This window comes from Clostridium sp. JN-9 (assembly GCF_004103695.1).
GTDB lineage: Bacteria > Bacillota > Clostridia > Clostridiales > Clostridiaceae > JN-9.
In genome coordinates this window covers 507,475-523,062 of record NZ_CP035280.1, presented here as the reverse complement: position 1 = coordinate 523,062, position 15,588 = coordinate 507,475, and the positions used below count along the sequence as shown (strand labels likewise).

Below are 15,588 nucleotides of genomic sequence, written 5' to 3'. Positions count from 1 at the left end.
CCATTTATATTTTATTTTATGCCTCCTGATAATTTCACAGCCAGCTGTTTAATGTCCCTGGTTATTCTTTCCTTAGGCTTATCTATTACAAAAGGAATACCCATGGCATAGGATTTAGATACTATTTTTGAATTGTTGCATATAAAATCAGCATACCTTACATCCAGCATATTTTGCACATCCCCTGCTTTTATAATACCCTGTGCATCGCTGCGATTAATAATAACACCGGTCTTGTTATCCATTTTTAGTATGCTTACTGTCCTTAAAAATGTTTTTGCATTCTTTATTGAAGCAAAGCTGGTATCTGTAACCACGAAAATATTTTGGGCTATATCCATAAAGGTTAAATTATTTTCACTAAGTCCTGCAGGCATATCCACAATTAAAAAATCATGTTTTTCTAAAATCTTACTGCAAATACTTTTAATGTGGCAGGGCTTTATTAAATCACCCTGCTCAGGATTTATTGGTGAGGATAACACATCTGCCCCGCTGCTGTGTTTATCAAGGTAATATGAAATTTTTATATTCTCAGCAGTATCCATTTCATGCACCAAATCGCTTATGGTAAAGGAAGGCTGTATATCCATGGCAAGATTTACATCTCCAAATTGAAAATTCCCATCCATAATGCAGGTGGAGAACCCCATATCTGCTAGTGCAGCAGCAGTATTTACAGAAATTACAGTTTTCCCTACTCCCCCTTTGCCGCTTGCAAAAACAATCATATTGCCTTTTTCTTTTTTATTTTCAGCTTTAAGAATCTCATCTATGTTCATCGGCTCCCCTCCTTATAATTTAAGGTGCCAGCTGGCTTCTAAGAACAAATTTAATGTCTCCCTTTTCATCAGCATTGATAATTTTAACTATATCTTCGGGCTTTAGCTCCACTGTAACTGAAGTATAATCAGCATTTGATTTATCACTTTGAGCTGATTTATCTGTGGTTTTTACAGCTGTACCCTTTTCAGTAATTTTCTTTCCCACCGCCAGCACTCTTACATTGGTAAGCAGTGTTACGGTCTGAGGATTATTTTTGTCACCTGTGGTGGATATGATATCTACATAGTCCTCAGGATTAATTAAACTTGAAACTGATTCCACATCTGTTACACCAATGGATACTGCTCTGCAGCCATCCTTTATCTTTCTTGTTATCTGCTTAGTTTCTTTAAACTGATTGGTGAACCTGCTGGCAAAAAGTACTTCCCCAGCCTTCATATCCACCAGAGCATACTGCCCAGCTATATCCTCTATTTTCTTTACTGCCTGAGGATGTACAGAAGCTTCACCAAAGTCCTTAAGCTCCAGCATATCCTTTGTAACCATTTGATTTTTTTTAATATCAGCCTTAGGCACCACTACAGATATTATTTTTTGTGATTCTTTATATTTCTTATCAAGATCCACAATATACTGCCTAAATAAAACCGTTGTGATAATTGCCATAATAATGGCTGCTATTAAAATGTATTTTGACTTCATTTGATCACCTACTCCACTAATCTACATTTATATATTAGAGCATCATTAATTGTACCCGATATAGATGAAACGTCTGCTGTTTTAATGAATTCACCATAGAAAACTTTTTTATCTGAGTCATCCACTGTAATCTTACAATATGCAAAACCCTTTACTTTTATTGAATCATTTTTACCCTCATCTATCATTTCATATATTATAATAGGTGCTATTCTAGGTACTATATTTTTCCCTACAGATGCTTTTTCTCCAGGTGTTTTATCTAGTATCTGATTAATCTTAATTTCACCAGGATATCCATTATTAATTAAATCGGCTATATCATGTGGATTTTTATTTCCATCCAAATTCAAAAATCCAAACCAACCAAGGCTATCTTCTTCTTTTTTACCTTTTAAAATATATTTCTTGCCAACCTCTACAGGTGTTCCTTCTTTAATCCCCAAAGGAACAACTCCAGTCATTGCAGCTGCTGGCTCATTCACTGCACTAGAGGCTACTGTAATAGGTATAGTATCTTTACCAAATATCTTCATAAAATATAGTGAAACATCTTTACGCAGCTTAACTGTAACCTTATTTTCACCCTTAGCCTTTATCTGCAAATCCAAAGTACAATCTTTTTCATGGTTTTCAGCTAGAATATCATTAACTACATTAGAAATAGAAGCATTACTATTAAAAATTACCTGAGCTCCTGATAATGCCGCTGCATTAGCCGCCTTTCTCATCTCTCCTTTTGCCTTATAGGCAATACTCATATCTACTACAAGTCCAGCAACTCCCAGCATAAAAAACAAAACAAAAATGCAAAGTATTAATCCACTGCCATTTTGATCACTTTTAAACTCTGCCAATTTCTGCACAATATCTGCCTCCTCTATTCAACACGGATTGTAGATGAAGTGCTGACTGTGAAGGGTTTCCCTATTATACTCTGCATTAATGGAGTTATATAATCTACATCATAACTAATAATTACTGTTACATTGGTTCCCGATTTACGTGGAGCTTCGCTATCATCTGGTTGAATCCTTATATGCAGTTTTTTAGTTTTATTGCTTAAAGAACAATTATCTACTGCAAGTGCAGTAACATCACTATTTAAATGATTAAATGATGCATACCTTGCTGCTTCCTGGCTTACCATATTAATATTATTTGCAGCAAAAAGTATTCTTCCAAAATCAGTAATACCGCATAATAAAAGTACAAGAATTGGCATCATTAATGCAATTTCTACAGCTGCCTGTCCATTTTTCTTTTTCATATGATCCATGCCCCCTTGAACAAGAGACAAATCATTGCACCTCCGACAATTGCCGTACCATAGGGGTATTTTTTTGAAAAATATGATTTAGGAAATTGTAACTTATATTTAATTCCACATACCAATGAAACGAGCCATTTAAATAATGTCTTTATAAAACTTATGGTCTGCCTTTGAAATATTACTACTAATATTGCTATGGCTCCTCCAATAAGAGCCATATATATAGCCGTATTCAGCACAAAAATGCTCCCCTTTGCTGCTCCAATAAGAGATAAAAGCTTAACATCTCCAGCTCCCATGCCTCCCAAAAAATAAGGAATTAACAGAATACATAATCCTGTTGCAAAACCAAGTAATGACAATTTAAATCCTGCAAAACCGCTTAACCAGGTATTTAATATTACTGCTGCTATAAGAAAAGGAAAAATAACCTTATTATATATTTTTTGATGTTTTATATCTGTTATAAAACATGTTGTTAAAGCTAAAATCAATATACCATCAAGTAACATGGCTCCTCCTTGTTTTAAAGGCCCTGCAGTATGGCAGAGCCTTTAAAGATTCAATAAATAATTTCAGCTTTATCTAGCTGCTTCAACAGCTCTGGCAATGGCATCACCCACACTAATGAAAAGATTATACAGCTGATTTCTGAATAATCCCATTGCAACCACAACGACGCCAACTACTACTGCCAACAGCAGTCCATACTCTGTCATCCCTTGCCCTTGTTCCTCTTTTACTAAATTCTTCATTTTACTTAACATAAAGTACCCCTCCATTTAATTTTAATTTATATGTGTTTTTATAATGCATACACACATAATATGTATTATTTATTCATTAATTTTATTACTGTTTTTTTAAAATTATTTAGTGAATTGAACAGTTTGTCCAACTTTAATATTTGCATCTTTTATTTTTCCTTCAGGAAGTTCAATTACTGATTTTGCACCCTTTACATACTTTCCTACTTTACCAGGCTTCAGCTTTTCATCCATATATACAATACTGTTATTACCATCAAGGTATAAAACATCAATGCTGTAATTCATAAAAAAGGTGTGTATTTCGCTACAGGGAATAATCTGCAGGGCATTTTGCGTAGGAAGCTCCTTTGTAAACATAAGTCCTTTAAGCCTTTTAAAATAGGTATCTGCCACAATTAAATTCTGGGATATAACTGTGTTGTAATCTTTGTTTATCAATAACATGAAATCACCTACTATAAAATAAATTTAACCTTCTTTTATTTGTCCCTTAATATTATGATTAGTATTAAATTTTTATTACACATAAATTATTTGTTAACCGTCCCCAATTTTCACTTGTAACACATTGTAGTTTCCATTCATAAAATATAATTGGTAAGTACTTTTTAAAGCAAAAATATCAGGAGGTTTTAGATGTATATTTGTCCATATTTTTATTGCAACTACTGCATGTACAGACCAAATTGTCCAATGTTATATAATAAACATATGAGAAATGACTTTGAAGATGATGAAGATGATTATGATGATGACTATGATTATGACGATGACCTTAGAGCTCCTCAAATTGATACAACTCGTCCTGTTACTAACAGATGGAGCCAGTGGGAAGACCTTGGTGGAGTTTTAACTTCTGGTCCTGGAGCTTCATCATGGAGGCCAAACAGGCTTGACACCTTTGTGAGAGGCACTGATAATGCTCTTTACCATAAATGGTGGAATGGTTCCAGATGGAGTAACTGGGAGAACCTTGGAGGCCAATTGACTTCTGCTCCTGCTGCAGTTTCCTTTGGAAATAACAGGATCGATGTTTTTGTCAGAGGTACTGATAATGCAATGTGGCACATATTCTGGAATGGCTCAGCCTGGAGTACCTGGGAAAACCTTGGAGGAACACTAGCTTCTGCTCCTGCCGCTTCCTCATGGGGTTCTAACAGAATAGATACTTTTGTTAGAGGTACAAACAATGCACTTTATCATAAGTATTGGAACGGATCCAGATGGAGTGATTGGGAGAGCCTTGGAGGCACTCTGACTTCTTCTCCTGCTGCAGTTTCCTGGGGACGAAATAGAATTGATGTATTTGCCAAAGGAAGAAACAATATCTTATATCACTTATGGTGGAATGGTTCCAGATGGAGCAGCTGGGAGGACATGGGACAAAATATATCTTCAGCTCCTGCAGCTTCTTCAAGGGGTGTTAACAGAATTGAGGTATTTGCTCAGGGAGCCCATAATCAGCTAATTACTTCAAACTGGAATGGAAAGCGCTGGAGTGCCTGGAGCAGCCTCGGGGGAAATATAACCTCTGATCCTGCAGCAGTATCCTGGGGACCAAACAGAACTGATGTATTTGCCAGAGGAAGAAACAATGCAATGTGGCATATCTGGAGAAATTAATATAAAATCTTTTAACTTCTTTTAATTTTTTATAATAGAATTTAATATCTTTCACATAATAAGTTAAAGGACACGACTTTTAGTGTGCTATCTTTTAACAAAGGAGTGATAACATGGTTAAACCCAAGGATAAGAAGAATTCAAATAATCAGCCTATTGAAAATCATAACACTGCTGCATGGGCTGATGTTAAAGAAGCAAAGGAAATTTCTAATGTTGCCATACCCAGTGAGAATCAGGTAATAAATGCAAAAAAATGGGTAGATACAAACGAAAAATAAAGTTAAACGGGGACACACCTGAAACCTTTGGTGTGTCCCCATATTATTATTTATCTTTAATATTGTTGTTCAGCCATTCTCTTGTAGCTTTCATATCTTTCCTTAGCATTTTTTTCTGCTTCTGCAAATAGAACAGATGCATTTTCAGGGAATGTATTAAGTAATGAAGTATATCTTACTTCACCTTTAATGAAATCCTGGAATGGAGCTGTAGGTGCCTTTGAATCCAAGGTAAATGGGTTCTTGCCCTGCTCTCTAAGCATAGGATTGTATCTGTATAAATGCCAGTAGCCTGACTCTACAGCTTTTTTCTCCTCTGCAATAGATGTTCCCATACCAGACTTTATACCATGGTTTATGCATGGCGCATATGCAATTATAAGTGAAGGTCCCTTATAGGCTTCAGCTTCAAGTATGGTTTTTATTGTATGGTTCATATTGGCTCCTATTGCAATCTGAGCTACATATACATATCCATAACTCATGGCCATCATGCCTAAATCTTTCTTTCTTATCTTTTTACCGCTGGCTGCAAATTTGGCAACTGCTGCGGTAGGTGTGGACTTTGAGGACTGTCCTCCTGTGTTTGAATAAACCTCTGTATCCATTACGAATATATTTACATCATCCCCAGAGGCAATAACCTGGTCAAGTCCGCCATATCCTATATCATAAGCCCATCCGTCTCCGCCTATTATCCACTGAGATTTCTTTATTAAATAATCCTGTTTCTCTAAAATTTCCTTCATAATATTTTTACCTGAATAATTATGCTGATTTAAAAGATACATAATCTTTTGAGATGCAGCTTTTGAAGCCTCACCATCATCCATAACCTTAAGCCACTGATTAAAGGCTTCCTTAATATCCTCACTGCCGGGAGCAGCTATTTCTTCTCTCATTAAATCAGCCAGTTTATTTCTTATCTGACGTACCCCAAGGAACATTCCATATCCAAATTCAGCATTATCTTCAAACAATGAATTAGCCCATGCAGGACCTTTTCCATGCTGATTTACTGTATAAGGGATGGAAGGAGCACTGGCACTCCAGATAGATGAACATCCTGTTGCATTTGCAACCATCATTCTATCTCCAAATAGTTGTGTTATAAGTTTAATATATGGTGTCTCACCACATCCAGGACAAGCTCCATTGAACTCCAACAGCGGCATTTCAAACTGACTTCCCTTTAGTGTATTTTTATCCATAGCATTTTCTTTAGTTTTTATTTTTCCCGCAGCTTCCCAATTCCTTGCCTGAGCCTCAATCTCATGCTCTGCAGCTGTCATTACTAATGCCTTTCCAGGTGCAGGACATACATCTGCACAATTGCCGCAGCCTGTGCAGTCAAGTGGTGATACCTGAATCCTATACTTATAACTTTCCAGTCCCTTCCCTGCTGCCTTCTTTGTTTCAAAGGTTTCAGGTACTTCCTTTACTTCATCTTCATCTAAAAGGAAAGGTCTTATGGTAGCATGAGGGCACACATAGGAGCATTGATTACATTGTATACATTTATCAATCTGCCACTGAGGCAGCATTACTGCAATGCCTCTTTTCTCATAGGAAGCAGTGCTGAGAGGAAATGTCCCGTCTTCTATGCCGTTAAATGCGCTTACAGGTAACTTATCTCCCTTTTGTTTATTCATTGGTCTTTGAATGTTTTTAATGAAATCAGGTTCATTGGAAAAAATCTGTCTTTCCTCTTCATCCTCTGCTGTACTCCAGGAGGAAGGAATATCTATTTTTACAAGATCTGATATGCCTCTGTCTACAGCAGCTTTATTCATATCCACAATGTTCTGTCCTTTTTTACCATAAGTCTTTTCTATGGATTTCTTTAAATAATTCACTGCATCTTGAGCAGGTATAACATTAGTAAGCTTAAAAAAGGCAGCCTGCATAATCATGTTAACTCTGTTGCCAAGTCCAATTTCCCTGGCAATGGATACTGCATCTATAACATAAAAGTTTATATTGTTATCTTTCAGGAATCTCTTGTATCTTCCCGGTAGATATTTTTCTAAGTCTTCCTTTTTCCATGGACAGTTAAGTACAAATGTACCATTCTTTTTTAGTCCGTCTAATAAATCATAGTTATAAATAAAGGATTTATTGTGGCATGCCATATAATCTGTTTCATAAACCAGATAAGGTGACTTAATAACATTTTTACCAAATCTGAGATGAGAAACAGTGGTTCCCCCGGATTTTTTACTGTCATAGGAAAAATACCCCTGAGCATAAAGATTTGTATTATCACCTATGATTTTTATTGCGGATTTATTAGCACCTACTGTTCCATCTGAACCAAGTCCCCAGAATTTACAGTTTATTGTTCCTTCAGGATTAGTCTCAATAGCTTCTGCCTCAGGTAAAGATGTATTTGTTACATCATCTGTTATGCCTATAGTAAAATGATCCTTTGAATTCTGCCCCTTTAAATTATTAAATACGGCCAGTATATGTGAAGGTCTGGTATCCTTGGAGCCTAATCCATATCTTCCTCCTATAACCACAGGTGGGTTTTGTTTTCCATTAAACAGCTTTGCTACATCCAGATATAATGGTTCACCTAATGAGCCAGGTTCTTTAGTCCTGTCAAGTACAGCTATCTTCTTAACTGTATTTGGAAATACATTAAAGAAGTATTTTTCAGAGAATGGTCTGTAAAGATGAACCTTTATTCTGCCTGCCTTTTCTCCTTTTTCATTAAGATGGTCAATAACTTCATCAATGGTATCGCATACGGAGCCCATAGCTACAATTATGTACTCAGCATCCTGTGCACCATAATAATCAAATGGGTGATATTCCCTTCCAGTAATATTTTTAATTTCCTTCATATATTCTTCAACAATATCAGGAACTGCATCATAAAATTTATTTGATGCTTCCTTTCCCTGAAAATATATATCAGGATTCTGAGCTGTGCCGCGTACTACAGGGTGTTCTGGATTCAATGCTCTTTTTCTAAATTGTTCTACTGCATTTTTATCCACAAGTTTTTCAATATCCTCATAATCTATTAATTCAATTTTTTGTATTTCATGAGAGGTTCTGAAGCCGTCAAAAAAGTGCAAAAATGGCACTCTGGATTTAATTGCACTAAGATGGGCAATACCTCCAATATCCATAACCTCCTGCACACTTGAGGATGCTAAAAGAGCCACACCTGTAGATCTGCAGGCCATTACATCCTGATGATCTCCAAAAATGGATAATGCATGAGTAGCCAGGGCACGTGCTGTAACGTGAAAAACTCCTGGAAGCAGCTCTCCAGCCATTTTATACATGTTTGGTATCATTAAAAGCAATCCCTGTGATGCTGTATATGTGGTGGTTAAGGCACCTGCCTGAAGTGAACCATGCATTGCTCCTGCAGCCCCGGCCTCAGACTGCAATTCGCTGACATTAACTGTCTGCCCGAAAATATTCTTTTTACCTCTGGCAGACCATTCATCTACAGCCTCTGCCATTGGAGTTGAAGGTGTTATTGGAAATATAGCAGCAACTTCTGTAAAAGCATAGGAAATAAATGCACAAGCTTCATTTCCATCCATAGTTTTCATCTTTTTTCCCATATATTAGTCCTCCTTAAAATAACATTTGAAATTATTATTTGATATAAAAAAATTATCATACATGAATATAAGGGAATTTATTCAGAAAACTAATTTTAGAAGAAATACAAAAAGTATAAGCAATGCAATTTACTGCTTATACTTTTTATTTTAAATTATATCTTTAATAGTATTAGCTGAATCCTCATTTAGAAGATTATCATTTAAATACTGGCTGCCAAAGGAATGCATCATTTTAAGTATTGGTAAAATATCCTTGCCTGTTTCTGTAAGTCCGTATTCTACCTTAGGCGGAACTACCGGGTACACCTTCCTGTATATAAGCTTATCTTTCTCAAGAGCCCTTAACTGCATGGTAATCATTTTCTGAGTTGCCTGAGGCAGTCTTTTTTTAATATCACTAAACCTTAATGGTTTATAACTTAAATACCATAAAATCAATATTTTCCACTTGCCGGAAAGAAGCTTCTCCACTAAAACCATAGGGCATATTTCATACCTTAGGCATTGATCTTTCATGTAGCATTCTTCGTGCAGCGGTTCATTGCAGAGTATATTATCAGTGGACATTTGCAGCATCACCCCTTAAAATGAATTATATCACAGGCATAAAAAATATAAAGGAAAGTTAAAAAATAGCAGAGATTTCGCATCTAAATTCCAGTAAAAGATTTACTTTTACTGGAATTGTATTTTATTGTACTTTCTTACATGGCTGGTAAATCAACAGACCGATATGTAGAAAAAATAGTTATAATTACCCTTACCCTAAGAAATTTTAATAATCGATTTCCAATTTTATTTTTATATTAAGTCTTTTTAAATATTGGATTATTCCAGTTGTCATCTATAGTAAATCTTTCATCTTTTATATCTTCAATAATATCTATTTGAAGCATCCGTTTCTTTCTAAAACCTCTGATACATCTAAAAAAATATAACTGCATCAGATTAAACGCTATAATTATAAACATCAGTACTGTCTCTACGCCCGTAGGGCTATGAAGAAAGCAATGATCTAAATGCCATTCTGTTTTAAGCTGATGAAAGGCATTATTTTCTATATCCCACCTCTTGTGCATTATCTTCCACAAGGTTTCTACTGAGGCAAATTTGTCTGTTGTTATAATCCAGCCTTCTTTAATTTCTACCTTATCTCCAGTATGAATTTCTTCTATAAACCTTATAAATCTAACTTTGATAGTCGGATCTGATATTTCAAAATTATCTTCATCCCAAGCTTTAATTTTGGTATAGTCTTTACTTCCCTGCTTTACAATCCATTTCTTATCAGCCTCACGGCGCTTAAATAGAGCTAATGCATCCTTTACAATGAGAAGACGCTCATCTTTAACTCTTACTACTGCATTCATTCCTATTGAAAGGACTTCTTTTATCCAAGTAGATTTACAATATAAAGCATCAGCTACTATAATATCGGCAAAATGGTGATATTTACGATATAATTTTTTTATTAATCTTATACCTCCGGTGATTTCACCTTCATCTTTATTCGAACTATCTTTCTTAGGTTCAAGCATTTCTTGTCCTAAAATAACATGGGGATCCGAACCTACGGTAGTACAAACTACAGATCTGTGGAAATGACGAGTAGTGCCATCCTTATTCTTTCGTGAAAGACATTTGTCACAAAATTTTTTAGCACTTTCAAATAATTCTACACCATCTACAGCAACTACCTTTAAGCCATCTATGGTACCATTTCTAAATATCTTATTTTTTATCGTAGTTCTAATTATACTATCATGAATATTTTTCAAACCATTCAAATCAAAATCACTTAAGCAGCGCCTAACGGCATCAATGTGAATCATTTTAGTGTTTTTAGGTAATACTTTTTTAAATTTACCTTTTTTAAGCCAATGCTCTAACCTGTTGAAACTTCTTATTTGAAGCATAAATCCAAACAAAACTACAAAGGTGATTGTTGAAATTTTTACTAGAGATTTTATCTTTTTATCCTCTAAGGTATTGATTTTTTCACCTATATCGTATACTTTATTAATATAGGTGAGCATTTGTTTTAAATAACTTTTATTCATCTTAAGGCATCCTTTCTATTGTGTTGTGCAAAACTATTATAAAAAGGATGCTTTTATTATGCAAATTTTTTTTATAATTTCCAGTAGAAATCGGATTTTACAATGTTTTTATTAAATACTAGCAAATCAATATAAATCAGCGGGCTGCGCCCTAAAACTTTTTTAGGTGCTAAACTTCTGAAAAAATAGATAAACATAAAAGGACATATATAGATTTTATTATATAAACCTACATATGCCCTTAGTTTTTTACATTATGCTATATGATTTATTAATACAGCCCAAATTTTTTATCAGTTAAACTTATAAATATATTCTTTTTCTGAGAATAACTATCTAAAATCATCTTATGAGTTTCACGTCCAATGCCAGACTTTTTGTATCCGCCGAATGGAGCATGTGCAGGAAGATTATTGTAGTTATTAATCCACATTCTGCCTGTCTCAACTCCTCTTGCCACTCTGAATGCACGATTTATATCCTTAGTCCAGACTGCGCCTCCAAGACCATACTGGCTGTCATTAGCCATTTTGATAACTTCTTCTTCAGTTTTAAACTTGATAATTGTAACTACAGGTCCAAATATCTCTTCCTGGGCTACTCTCATCTTATTATCAACATCTGCCAGTATTGTTGGCTTCATGAAAACGCCTTTATCCAAACCATTTTCTGTGATTCTGTAGCCTCCGGTAACAAGCTTAGCTCCCTCTTTTACTCCAATATCAACATATTTTAAAATTTTATCTAATTGTCTTTCATTAATCTGTGCACCCATCAAAGTATCCTTTTCCCATGGAAGTCCAACCTTAACTTTCTCAAAGGCTTTCACTGCCTCGCTAAGGAACTTATCATATATGTCTTCATGTACAAATACCCTTGAACCTGCACTGCATACCTGACCCTGATTAAAAAGTATTCCCATCTGAAGCCCTTCTATTGCCTTTTCCCAAGGAGCATCAGGGAAATATATATTGGCGGACTTACCACCAAGCTCCAAAGTTGCAGGAATCAATTTTTTAGCAGCAGCATCAGCTACACTATAACCAACTTCCGTAGAGCCTGTAAATGCTAATTTTCTAAAGCCTTCGTGGTCAAGCATATACTGCCCTGCCACTGACCCTTTTCCGGTAATCACATTTACAACTCCTGCAGGCAGCACTTTTTCAAATAACTTTGCCAGTTCCAGAATGCTTAATGGAGTTGATGAAGATGGCTTTATAACAATACAATCACCAGCTGCCAGTGCAGGTGCTATCTTCCATGCACCCATAAGAATAGGGAAGTTCCATGGAATAATCTGTCCAACTACACCAATAGGTTCTCTTAGAATAATACTCATAGTGTCATCGTCAATCATAGTTGCCTGTCCTTCTTCTGTTCTTATTGCACTTGCAAAATAACGGAAGTGATCTGAACTTAAAGGAATATCAATTCCAATTGTCTCGCGGATAGGCTTTCCATTGTCAAGTGTCTCTACCATTGCAAGCTTCTCTGCATTTTCATCAATAAGATCTGCTATCTTAAGTAACATAGCTGCACGATCCTTAGGGCTTACTTTCTTCCAGCTTTCAAATGCTTTCCATGCAGAAGCTACAGCATAATCCACATCTTCTTTTCCAGCTTCTACACAGGTAGCTAAAAGTTCTCCATTAGCGGGGTTGTAGGTTTTAAAAGTCTTTCCTTCTTTTCCATCTACCCACTTGCCATCGATAAAAAGTTTGTAATTCTCATTTATTGGTTTTTCCATATTAAACACATCCTTATAATAATTATTTTACTATTATATAATTATATGCTAATATTCTTATCTATCTTTTACAAGTAGGCACTTTTTTTATATATAGTATCAAAAAGTATAGTGATGTGCATTAAACTCTAGTCATTAACATTTAGTCTCTTTTTCTTTTTACAGTAATAATATACTGGAAGTCCAATTGCTGTAAGGCCTAATCCTAGCATTGCCCCTCCAAAAGAATCCTTAATAGTACTGTACATTAAATATAATCCTCCAATTATTCCAATGACAGGTACTATTGGATATAATGGTACTTTGTACAATCCGGGCTTTCTAGGGTATTTCTTCCTTAATATAAATATCCCGAATACACCCAGAGTAAAGAATATCCATATAACAAAGATTGTTAAGTCAGTTAATGAGTTAAATGTGCCGGACAGTATGAATAAAATGGCTAGTACACCTTGGAAAATCAATGCATTCATTGGAGTCCTTAATTTTGGATTTATTGCCCCCAAAACTTTTCCAGCAGGTAACTCCTTTTTCTGCCCCATAGCAAGTGCAACTCTTGTTCCGCAGGTCATCTGTGCATTCAAAGCTCCAAATATAGATATCATCATTCCAGCTGTTATGAAAGCAGCAGCCCCGCTGCCGAAGAGCTTAACTGATACATCTACTCCAATTTTATCAGCTGACATAACCTTGGCTGCCGGCAGTACATTAAAAATTGCTATATTAAATAATGCATATACTACCATTACAAAAAGAACTCCGCTAACAATGGCAATGGGTAAATTCTTTTCTGGTTTTTCAACTTCAGCTCCTAAAGTACATGTATTTATCCAGCCGTCATATGACCACAATACACCAAGTAAAGCAACACCAATTCCAGACCCTTTTGTAACACCAATTGAAGCAAAACTTATATCATGTGCTGTTCCATTTATTAACCCAAATATAATAATAGCTGCTATTGGGACTAATTTTCCAATGGTTGATATGGATTGCAGCCATATCCCAAATTTTGTTGAAATAATTTGTGCTGTTACAATTAATATAATCATTATTATGGCTAAAGCCCTTTGCTGAGAAGGTGTTAATGGCACAAAGAATGTGGCAAATGTAGCAAATGCAATAGCCATAGCAGCACTTCCACCTGGACTTGCAATAATTGCTTCTACCCAGCCGTATAAAAAGCCGAAAACTTCACCATACAATTCTGATAAATAGGTGTATAGTCCACCAAGCTTTGGTATATATGCAGCTATTTCAGAAATTGTTAATGCAGAACAAATGGTTATTATACCGCCTATTATCCAAATAGCCAGTGCTCCTCCTGTAGATCCTGTGTTCTTCAAAACAACTGAAGGTTTCAAAAATATTCCTGAGCCAATAACAAATCCTACTACGAAAAGGATAGCCTCAAATAATTTAATGTTTCTTTTTAGGCCCTTATCTTCCATATTGTTCCTCCTTACTATTCTGAATTTATTACAGAAATCATTTCAATATATTGAGGAAATATCTACTTTTATTTTTGATTGATCTTTAAAACATCTTCAGGTTCCTTATATGGTCTGTTCTGTTTTACTCCAGTCTCTTTCAAAGTCAAATCTCCAAAGTAGCATGTGAGACCTCTCCTAAGTTTAACGTTTTCAATTAATGCTTTATCATATCCTTTATTGGCTATCTCAAGTGCATATGGCAATGTTGCACTTGTTAATGCATAGGTAGATGTATTAGAAAATGATGAAGGTATATTATCAACGCAGTAGTGCATAATTCCTTCCTCAAAATAAACTGGATTATCATAAGATGTTGATCTGCATGTTTCAACAGCACCGCCATCGTCACATGAAACATCTACAATCATTGAACCTGACTTCATATATTTTAACATATCCCTTGAAATAAGATGATCTTTTCTCCATTTTGGCCATAGTACACAATTTATTATAACATCACTTTTTTTCAAGCGCTGAATAATATTGCTCTCATTTGAATACAAAAACTCAACATTTGCTGGTAATAGAGCTTTTGCCTGTTCCATTTTATCGAAATTAATATCAAGTAATGTAACCTTATTCCCAAGGCCTGCTGCTAATTCAGCTGCTCCAATACCTGCATATCCGCTTCCTATAACAGTAATTTCTGGTGTAGGAACCCCATAAACTTTTGAAAGCAGTAAACCTCTGCCGCCATGAATTTTCTGCATAAACTGACATGCTGCTAAAACTCCGCCTTTTCCAGCTATTTCGCTCATTGGTCTAAGCAATGGGAATTTATGATTTTCATCTTCAATATCCTCATATGCAATTCCAACAACTTTATTCTCTAGAAGTGCATCAGTTTCCTCTACATGAGCATTTGAGTGGATATAAGTGAAGATAACTAACCCCTTTCTTAAATACTTATATTCTTCAGGGAGAATTTCTTTTACCTTATAAATCATTTCTGACCTTTTAAAAAGTTCATCCTTATCAACTAATTCTGCCCCGGCATCCTTGTATTCCTTATCAGTTATGCTGCTTCCAAGCCCGGCTCCATGTTCAATTAATACAGTATGATTATGCTTTTTAAATTCTCTAACTCCAGCAGGTGTCATGGCAACCCTGAATTCACTATTTTTAATTTCTTTTGGAACTCCAATTATCATTTTAATACCCCCCGGTTTTAATTAATTTATTAATATAATTTATATAAAATGATTTTGTTTCCCATCTTTCCTCCTTTCTGTGTATATTAAGGTATTATTACTTCAACCCTTC

General features: G+C 35.3%; 15 protein-coding genes. 2 read left to right on the top strand and 13 right to left on the bottom strand.

All coding sequences use genetic code 11. The features are described 5' to 3' along the window. Positions 1-11: 11 nt before the first annotated feature. The 7 genes from EQM05_RS02540 to EQM05_RS02510 all read right to left on the bottom strand — a co-directional run bounded on the left by EQM05_RS02540 (position 12) and on the right by EQM05_RS02510 (position 3,975). Positions 12-782 carry a P-loop NTPase gene (locus EQM05_RS02540; RefSeq protein WP_128748590.1) on the bottom strand — a complete coding sequence of 257 codons (771 nt, stop codon included), beginning with the start codon at positions 780-782 and terminating at the stop codon, positions 12-14. A 19-nt stretch (positions 783-801) separates the two neighbouring features. Beyond that, a complete protein-coding gene (gene cpaB, locus EQM05_RS02535; RefSeq protein WP_128748589.1) occupies positions 802-1,488 on the bottom strand; it encodes a Flp pilus assembly protein CpaB in 687 nt (228 codons plus the stop codon). Between the two features lie 8 nt (positions 1,489-1,496). Beyond that, positions 1,497-2,354, bottom strand: a complete 858-nt coding sequence (locus EQM05_RS02530; protein WP_128748588.1) for a pilus assembly protein TadG-related protein — start codon at positions 2,352-2,354, stop codon at positions 1,497-1,499. A 14-nt stretch (positions 2,355-2,368) separates the two neighbouring features. Beyond that, complete coding sequence (locus EQM05_RS02525; protein ID WP_164917171.1) at positions 2,369-2,758, bottom strand: TadE/TadG family type IV pilus assembly protein; 390 nt, start codon at positions 2,756-2,758, stop codon at positions 2,369-2,371. Continuing rightward, the gene (locus EQM05_RS02520; RefSeq protein WP_128748586.1) at positions 2,755-3,273 is read right to left on the bottom strand and encodes a prepilin peptidase; all 519 of its coding nucleotides are present in this window, start codon (positions 3,271-3,273) and stop codon (positions 2,755-2,757) included. The genes EQM05_RS02525 and EQM05_RS02520 overlap by 4 nt, the downstream gene beginning before the upstream one ends. A 69-nt stretch (positions 3,274-3,342) precedes the next feature. After that, positions 3,343-3,528, bottom strand: a complete 186-nt coding sequence (locus EQM05_RS15935) for a Flp family type IVb pilin (RefSeq protein ID WP_205694159.1) — start codon at positions 3,526-3,528, stop codon at positions 3,343-3,345. A 102-nt stretch (positions 3,529-3,630) separates the two neighbouring features. Then, complete coding sequence (locus EQM05_RS02510) at positions 3,631-3,975, bottom strand: DUF192 domain-containing protein (RefSeq protein WP_128748585.1); 345 nt, start codon at positions 3,973-3,975, stop codon at positions 3,631-3,633. A 192-nt stretch (positions 3,976-4,167) separates the two neighbouring features. On the opposite strand from EQM05_RS02510, the gene EQM05_RS02505 reads away from it, so the two are divergent. Together EQM05_RS02505 and EQM05_RS02500 are read left to right on the top strand one after the other, a co-directional pair. Next, a complete protein-coding gene (locus EQM05_RS02505; protein ID WP_128748584.1) occupies positions 4,168-5,154 on the top strand; it encodes a DUF346 domain-containing protein in 987 nt (328 codons plus the stop codon). Positions 5,155-5,267: 113 nt separating this feature from the next. Beyond that, positions 5,268-5,435 (top strand): DUF3787 domain-containing protein, encoded by a 168-nt coding sequence (locus EQM05_RS02500; protein WP_128748583.1) that lies wholly within the window; start codon positions 5,268-5,270, stop codon positions 5,433-5,435. Positions 5,436-5,491: 56 nt separating this feature from the next. On the opposite strand, the gene nifJ is transcribed toward EQM05_RS02500, so the two are convergent. From nifJ to ald, 6 genes are all read right to left on the bottom strand, one after another. Next, positions 5,492-9,022, bottom strand: a complete 3,531-nt coding sequence (gene nifJ / locus EQM05_RS02495) for a pyruvate:ferredoxin (flavodoxin) oxidoreductase (protein ID WP_128748582.1) — start codon at positions 9,020-9,022, stop codon at positions 5,492-5,494. Between the two features lie 150 nt (positions 9,023-9,172). Further along, positions 9,173-9,601, bottom strand: coding sequence for a helix-turn-helix domain-containing protein (locus tag EQM05_RS02490; RefSeq protein ID WP_128751012.1), 429 nt, complete (start codon positions 9,599-9,601; stop codon positions 9,173-9,175). 230 nt (positions 9,602-9,831) lie between these two features. Next, entirely contained in the window at positions 9,832-11,085 is a 1,254-nt protein-coding gene (locus tag EQM05_RS16100; RefSeq protein ID WP_128748581.1) for a transposase, read from the bottom strand. A gap of 271 nt (positions 11,086-11,356) precedes the next feature. Then, entirely contained in the window at positions 11,357-12,832 is a 1,476-nt protein-coding gene (locus tag EQM05_RS02480; protein ID WP_128748580.1) for an aldehyde dehydrogenase family protein, read from the bottom strand. A 128-nt stretch (positions 12,833-12,960) separates the two neighbouring features. Continuing rightward, positions 12,961-14,283, bottom strand: a complete 1,323-nt coding sequence (locus EQM05_RS02475; RefSeq protein ID WP_128748579.1) for an amino acid permease — start codon at positions 14,281-14,283, stop codon at positions 12,961-12,963. A gap of 68 nt (positions 14,284-14,351) precedes the next feature. Continuing rightward, positions 14,352-15,476, bottom strand: coding sequence for an alanine dehydrogenase (ald, locus tag EQM05_RS02470; RefSeq protein ID WP_128748578.1), 1,125 nt, complete (start codon positions 15,474-15,476; stop codon positions 14,352-14,354). Positions 15,477-15,588: the final 112 nt, after the last annotated feature.